Origin of the sequence: Chitinophaga sp. (genome assembly GCF_036566945.1) — a bacterium.
In the GTDB taxonomy this organism is placed as follows: Bacteria; Bacteroidota; Bacteroidia; order Chitinophagales; family Chitinophagaceae; genus Chitinophaga.
The window spans coordinates 1-7,134 of sequence record NZ_DATCVJ010000939.1; the positions used below are offsets into that span (position 1 = coordinate 1).

A 7,134-nucleotide genomic window follows, 5' to 3' on the forward strand; every position below is an offset into this window, starting at 1 on the left:
ATTGTTACCTCCTCTTCCCAAACATTCTCTTGCTTCCCCGCGGGAAAAATGATATATTAGCGATATTCATAGATCCGGAAACTGGCATCTGACACATATGTGCGGTGATTTCTCATGGCCATAAATGTACAACACACGAACCTTAAATCGATATTTACTGTATGCATCTACCATCATTGATCATTGACCTGGCATTAATATTAGGAGCGGCGGGCGTTATTACTTTACTATTCAGACGGCTGAAACAGCCGATGGTGCTAGGGTATATCATTGCGGGATTTTTAGTGGGTCCGAACTTTCATTTATTCCCTACCATCGCAGATGCTACGGGAATAAAAACATGGTCCGAGATCGGCGTAATATTCCTTTTGTTTTCATTGGGACTGGAATTCAGTTTCAAAAAATTGATGCGCGTAGGAGGCACCGCCACCATCACCGCATTTGTAGAAATAGCCTGTATAACAGTGGCCGGTTATTTTACCGGGCAACTGATGGGCTGGGGTTTCATGGACAGTCTATTCCTCGGCGGCTTACTCGCCAGTTCCTCTACCACCATTATTATCCGTGCATTTGAAGAATTAGGGATCAAGAAAAAGTCCTTTACCAAAATCGTATTCGGTGTATTAGTGATAGAAGATATTGTGGTGATCCTCATGATGGTACTGTTATCCACCATGGCCGTGAGCCGGGAGTTTGAAGGCACGGAGATGTTGTTTACCATCGCCAAACTCATGTTCTTTCTCGCCATCTGGTTTCTGGCAGGCATCTTCCTGCTGCCTACTTTTCTCCGGAAAATGGATAAGTACATGAACGGTGAAACCCTGCTGATACTGAGTATAGCCCTCTGTTTGGGCATGGTGATACTGGCCACCAAAGTTGGTTTCTCTGCAGAACTGGGTGCATTCATCATGGGTTCTATCATTGCAGAAACTACTTCTTCCGAAAAAGTAGAACACCTGATACAACCGGTAAAAGATTTATTCGGCGCCATCTTTTTTGTATCCGTGGGCATGCTCATTAACCCGGAAATGATTGTAGAATATAAGTGGCCGGTGTTATGGATCACGTTATTAACCTTAACCGGTAAATTTTTAAGTACCACCATCGGCGCATTGTTATCCGGGCAACCGCTGAAACAGGCCGTACAGGTAGGTATGAGCATGGCGCAGGTAGGCGAATTTGCGTTCATCATTGCCACGCTGGGGGTAACCCTGGGTGTGACCAGCGAGTTCCTGTTCCCCGTAGCAGTGGGCGTTTCAGCCATCACCACCTTTACCACGCCTTACATGATTAAGTTTTCCGTGCCGTTGTACAACTGGCTGGAAAAAATTATTCCGGCACGCTGGTTAAATTCCCTGAACCGCTATAGTGCCAGTTCCCAAACCTTACAGGCGGAAAGCGACTGGCGCATTGTACTGCGCAGCTATGTAAAAGTAATTGTACTGAACAGTGTGATCATGCTGGCCATCATCCTGCTGAACACCTATTACATCGGGCCATTCGTCATCAAATATCTCAACAATACCTTCGGCGCCAAGCTGCTTTGTGTGGTCATCGGCATTGCGATGATGTCGCCATTTATCTGGGCACTGATGGTACAAAAAATCTCCAGCATCTCATACAAGGCGCTGTGGCTGGATTCCAAATACAATCATGGCCCGCTGGTCGTGGTGGAAGTAGTACGTAACATCGTAGCCGTGCTGCTGGTAGGTTTCCTCGTAAACCAATACTTTCCTTTCTGGCAGGCATTATTGGGCACCGCCATCGTATTAGCCTGTGTATTGCTGGTGCTTCGTTCGCAACTACAGAAATACTATCACCGTATTGAACGCCGCTTCCTCGCCAATCTGAATGCAAGGGAAAATGCGGATGCAGCAGCCCATAAAGCCGCCGCGGCAGACCTCCTGCCCTGGGATGCACAGGTATCTGAAATAGAAATAGATCCCTGGTCCAGTCTTGTAGACAGGCCACTCGTAGAACTACAGCTCCGTGAACAATATGGCATCAATGTGGGCGCTATCAAAAGAGGGAATGTCACCATTTATGCCCCAACCCGCGACGAAAAATTATTCCCGCATGATATCCTCACCGCCATTGGCACGGAAGCACAACTGGAAGAATTTAACCGCGTGGTAAATACCCTGAATGTTCACCGGAGTGATGATGTGGCAGATGAAAATATCGGCTTAACCAGCCTGGTGGTAGATGAACACAACGGCCTCAAAGGACAAACCATCCGCGATTCGGGCATACGGGAAAAAACAAAAGCCCTGGTAGTGGGCATTGCCCGCGGTGGTGAAAAAATCCTGAACCCGGCCTCTGAAATGGTGTTTGAATGGGAAGATGTGGTTTGGCTGGTAGGCAACCGGAAAAAGATCATGGAATTTTCGCGGAATAAAGCTTAAAGCGATTTTTTGTCTTTGTTCAGGATGATACTGATTTAGATGATTTTCCAGATTTTTACTTTTTTGATTTTATAGATTTTAAAAAGATTTGGGAAGATGAAAGCGGGCATGTACTTATATCTTCCCTAATCTTTTTAAAATCATTTTATAATCCCCAAAATAAAATCCTGAAAATCATCTAAATCAGTATAATCCTGAACAAAGACAAAAAATCGCGCTAAGCCTTTTGCAAAAACGCCCTCAGCACATACTGCAAAATACCGCCATGACGGTAGTACTCTATTTCTATCAAAGAATTCAGTTTGCATTTTACCTGAAACACCACCGGATCGCCCGATGCCGGTGTAGCCGTTACCGTTAGTATTTTACCCGGCGTGAGATCAGCAGATACACCCATGATGGTAAAGGCTTCGGTACCTGACAGCTGCAGCGACGCGGCATTTTCACCCTCCATATATTGCAGCGGTAGCACACCCATACCTACCAGGTTGCTGCGGTGAATACGTTCATAGCTTTCTGCAATCACGGCCTTTACACCCAGGAGATTAGTGCCCTTGGCGGCCCAGTCGCGGGAAGAACCGCTGCCATACTCTTTACCCGCCAGTATGATTAATGGCACCTTAGTGGCGGCATACTGCACGGCAGCATCGTAAATGGGCAGCACTACGCCCGAAGGGATGATCGTGGTAAATCCGCCTTCTTTAGGCGATAATTCATTTTTAATACGCACATTGGCAAAAGTACCCCGTATCATTACTTCATGATTCCCTCTGCGGGAACCGTAGGAGTTAAACAAACGGGGATCAATACCACGATCCAACAGGTATTTGCCTGCTGGGGTCTCTGCCTTGAAAGAACCGGCGGGAGAAATATGATCGGTGGTCACGGAATCACCCAGCTTCAGCAATACGCGGGCATCTTTGATATCTTCCAGCGGCGCCGGATCTTCCGGCAGCCCATTAAAAAATGGCGCTTCCCGGATATAGGTAGAATCGTTGCTCCAATGATAATCTTTTCCGGACGGTGCCAACAATCCACGCCACTGCTCATCCCCATCAAATATTACCTTGTATATTTTTTCAAAATCTTCCTGTTTCACTGCTGCAGCTACGGCTTCATTGATCTCTTCCTGGGTAGGCCAGATATCGCGCAGGTATACTGGTTCTCCATTGGGATCATAGCCCAGTGGGGCCGTCAGCATATCTACATCTATCCTTCCGGCAATGGCGTAGGCCACTACCAGCAGCGGCGACGCGAGGAAATTCATTTTCACCTGCGGATGCACACGTGCTTCAAAGTTACGGTTGCCAGATAGTACCGAGGCGACCACCAGGTTGCCTTTATCCACTGCTTCTGCAATGGCCGGCGGCAAAGGCCCACTGTTACCAATACACGAAGTACAGCCATATCCAACCGTATGAAAACGCAAAGCTTCCAGCTCTGTTAATAACCCGGCACGTTTCAGGTATTCAGTTACCACGCGGGAGCCGGGCGCCAGGCTGGTCTTTACCCAGGGCTTTACATTCAACCCACGGCTAATAGCTTTCTTCGCCACCAGTCCGGCACCGATCATTACACTGGGGTTGGAGGTATTGGTACAACTGGTGATAGCAGCAATAGTGATAGCGCCATCACTTAGCACATATTCTTCATTTTTTAATTTAATACGGACAGACTTGAAGGAGTCCAGTTCTACCGCCACGTCTTCGGAAGACTTTTGTATTTCATAGGTAAACGCGGTACCGGAACCACCTTCTGCCAACCATGCAGTATCGCGGCGCTTTCCTTCCGGCGTATACATACGCTTGAACTCTTTATTCAGCAGCGTTTCAAATTCATTGTGCAGATCTCTCACCAGGATACGGTCCTGCGGACGCTTAGGCCCCGCTACAGCCGATTGTATCCCACCCAGGTCTACTTCCAGTATATCCGTATACGTGATTTCTTCATTTCCATGCCGCCACAACATATTTTCCTTGCAATACGATTCTACCTGCGCAATTTGTTCCGGAGGACGATTGGTACGGTGCATGTACTGCAACGTTTGATGATCTATCGGGAAATAGGTAACAGTGCAACCAAATTCCGGCGACATATTGGAAATGGTAGCCCTGTCCGGTACCGACAAATGATCCAACCCATCGCCAAATACTTCCACGAATTTATCTACCACCCCGTATTTGCGCAACAACTGCGTAATGGCGAGTACCATATCGGTAGCGGTCACCCCTTCGGTGAGACGACCGGTCAACTTTAATCCAATCACCTGTGGACAGGAAAAATAAATGGGCTGCCCCAGGATAGCTGCTTCTGCTTCTATCCCACCAACACCCCAGCCTAATACCCCAATGCCATTCACCATAGGTGTATGTGAATCTGTTCCTACCAACGTATCGGGAAACAGCCAGCCATCGCGGTTAATAACGCCTTTGGCCAGGTATTCGAGGTTTACCTGGTGGCAAATACCCATGCCCGGAGGCACTACCGTAAAATTATCAAATGCCTGTTGCGCCCATTTGAGCAGCTGATACCGCTCTTTGTTGCGCTCATATTCATAGGCCACATTTTTTGTATAGGAATAATCCGTACCGAAGAAGTCTACCTGCACCGAGTGATCTACCACCAGGTCCACCGGTATGGCCGGATTAATTTTAGCGCCCTCTTTCCCTTTCCGGATCACCTCCGCACGAATGGAGGCAATATCCACCACGGCGGCTACTCCTGTGAAATCCTGCATCAGCACACGGGCCGGCTTAAAAGGTATTTCCTTGTCTATCCCCGCAGGGTCCCAGTTCACCAGCGTTTCCAGGTGTTCATCTGTAATGGCGAAATTATCGTGATTCCTTAATACATTTTCTAATAAGATCCTGATGGAAAAAGGCAGACGGGAAATTTGTCTTCCTTCCTTTTCCAGCTTGCTGAGTGATGCGATACGAGGCTCCATAATAAATGATTAGTTGACAACAATAAGGAAACAATGACTCAAACGATTTGTTTACGAATATACCTTATTATGAACCTTTTAGATCGTTTTAATATTAAAATAACCCTGCAATGCCTACGCACCCGCAGTTCCTAGCTTTATCCTAAATACCCCTCAAAATGACTCAGCAACTGAAAGTCCCCTCGACTTCCCGCCTCGTGCTGGAAGCAGCCATGCAACTCTATACAACTCCACTTCAACAGCGTTATATTGAGTCCATCGATTTTAGTGAAACCAGCCGTATCTTTTATGAACTGAAACGGTATTATCCGTTGGTCATAGATACCATCTGTTTCCGCAAACAAAGTATCCGGGCCATGTTGCGGGAAAGGATTACCCAGGCGCCGGGGCAACAGGTGATTCTGCTGGGCGCAGGACTGGACCCGCTTTCTTTATATCTCCTCGAAAATTACCGGGAACAAATCAGCAGGATTATAGAAATAGATAACGGATACATTGAAGAAAAGCAGCGGCTCTATGCCGCCATTATCCCCGAAGAACCATTGATCCGCTTTTCAAGATGCGATGTAACAGATACCGTTTTACTCCGGAGTAAACTCCTGGAAAATGGCTACCGGGAAGATCTTCCCGCCATCATTGTTTTTGAAGGGGTGATTCATTATGTCAGCAATGAAGCTTTTATCAATACCATGAAACTGTTTAAAACGCCGAATAAACAGCACCTGGTAATGCTCGATTATACCTTATCACCCGAAGATGTACCCACCACCTTTCTGCCTTATCATGAAGGAGTGCTGAGAATGCTGGAAACATATGTTGGCGCCCCATTAAATGTTAACAGCCACGCGGACATGGCCGGTATTATCTATCAGCTGGATGCTGCCCTGGAAAATCTGGAGCCTATGTGTGAAACAGAAAGAAAAATTACCGGATACAATAAACTATTTCATGCACCCGGCGAAGGCATTATAGAAATGCTGAGCTTTAGTTTATGAGCTTTTAGCTATTAGCTTTTAGCTTTTAGGAAATGCAGCGGAGATTATATTATGCTGATCTTCGCTGCATTTCCTAAAAGCTAAAAGCTAATAGCTAAAAGCTATTCCACCAATGATCCTGTGGATAATGCTCACCTACTATTACCGGCTCTCCTATCCGGGGAGTGGTAATAGCCAACCCCCTTTGTGCAGCGCTGGCGGTAACGCGGATGGCGGGTTCATTCCAAGGGTGATTGGCAAGCGTAAATTTAGCCCAGTGTACCGGCAACAACACTTTGGCCTGCAGGTCTATGGCTGCCTGCACGGTGTCTTCCGGCTTCATATGAATAAAAGGCCAGTTATCATTGTATTGTCCACATTCCAGTATCACGAGGTCAAAAGGACCATATTTATCGCCTATTGCTTTGAAGTGAGTATCATAGCCGGAATCACCTCCCAGGAAAAGCTGGTATCCGAATATCTGCAATACAAAAGAGGACCAAAGACTGCCACCTCTTTTAAATCCACGACCGGAAAAATGCCGTGCAGGCGTTGCCGTTAGGCGAATATCTTTTGCCACTTCCTGGGTTTCCCACCAGTCCATTTCCGTGATATTATTTCCCCGCATCAGGCAGGACTGCAAATCCTTACCTACGCCCAGTGAAGTATAAATAATTTTGGTATGTGGTTTTAACAATGACAGTGTTTTTTTATCGAGATGATCATAGTGATTATGTGTAATAATCATCAGATCTATTTCCGGCATATCTGCAGGCGTATAGGCGTTTGCGCCCGGGAAAGCCTTGATCAT

General features: G+C 46.7%; 4 protein-coding genes. 2 read left to right on the plus strand and 2 right to left on the minus strand.

Annotation, left to right across the window (positions count from 1 at the left end):
* Window positions 1–161 precede the first annotated feature (161 nt).
* Entirely contained in the window at window positions 162–2,405 is a 2,244-nt protein-coding gene (locus VIP81_RS28210; protein ID WP_331969457.1) for a cation:proton antiporter, read from the plus strand.
* Between the two features lie 217 nt (window positions 2,406–2,622).
* On the opposite strand, the gene acnA is transcribed toward VIP81_RS28210, so the two are convergent.
* Window positions 2,623–5,349, minus strand: a complete 2,727-nt coding sequence (gene acnA, locus VIP81_RS28215; protein ID WP_331969460.1) for an aconitate hydratase AcnA — start codon at window positions 5,347–5,349, stop codon at window positions 2,623–2,625.
* 158 nt (window positions 5,350–5,507) lie between these two features.
* Here acnA and VIP81_RS28220 point away from each other — a divergent pair, with 158 nt between their 5' ends.
* Window positions 5,508–6,344 carry a class I SAM-dependent methyltransferase gene (locus VIP81_RS28220; RefSeq protein ID WP_331969463.1) on the plus strand — a complete coding sequence of 279 codons (837 nt, stop codon included), beginning with the start codon at window positions 5,508–5,510 and terminating at the stop codon, window positions 6,342–6,344.
* A gap of 94 nt (window positions 6,345–6,438) precedes the next feature.
* On the opposite strand, the gene VIP81_RS28225 is transcribed toward VIP81_RS28220, so the two are convergent.
* Window positions 6,439–7,134, minus strand: a 696-nt coding sequence (locus tag VIP81_RS28225; protein ID WP_331969466.1) for an MBL fold metallo-hydrolase, incomplete at its 5' end; no start/stop codon positions are given.

Excerpts from the sequence above, each read along its gene's own strand:
- VIP81_RS28210 (WP_331969457.1), top strand. The coding sequence starts at position 162 with ATGCATCTACCATCATTGATCATTGACCTGGCATTAATATTAGGAGCG.
- acnA (WP_331969460.1), bottom strand. The coding sequence starts at position 5,349 with ATGGAGCCTCGTATCGCATCACTCAGCAAGCTGGAAAAGGAAGGAAGA.
- VIP81_RS28220 (WP_331969463.1), top strand. The coding sequence starts at position 5,508 with ATGACTCAGCAACTGAAAGTCCCCTCGACTTCCCGCCTCGTGCTGGAA.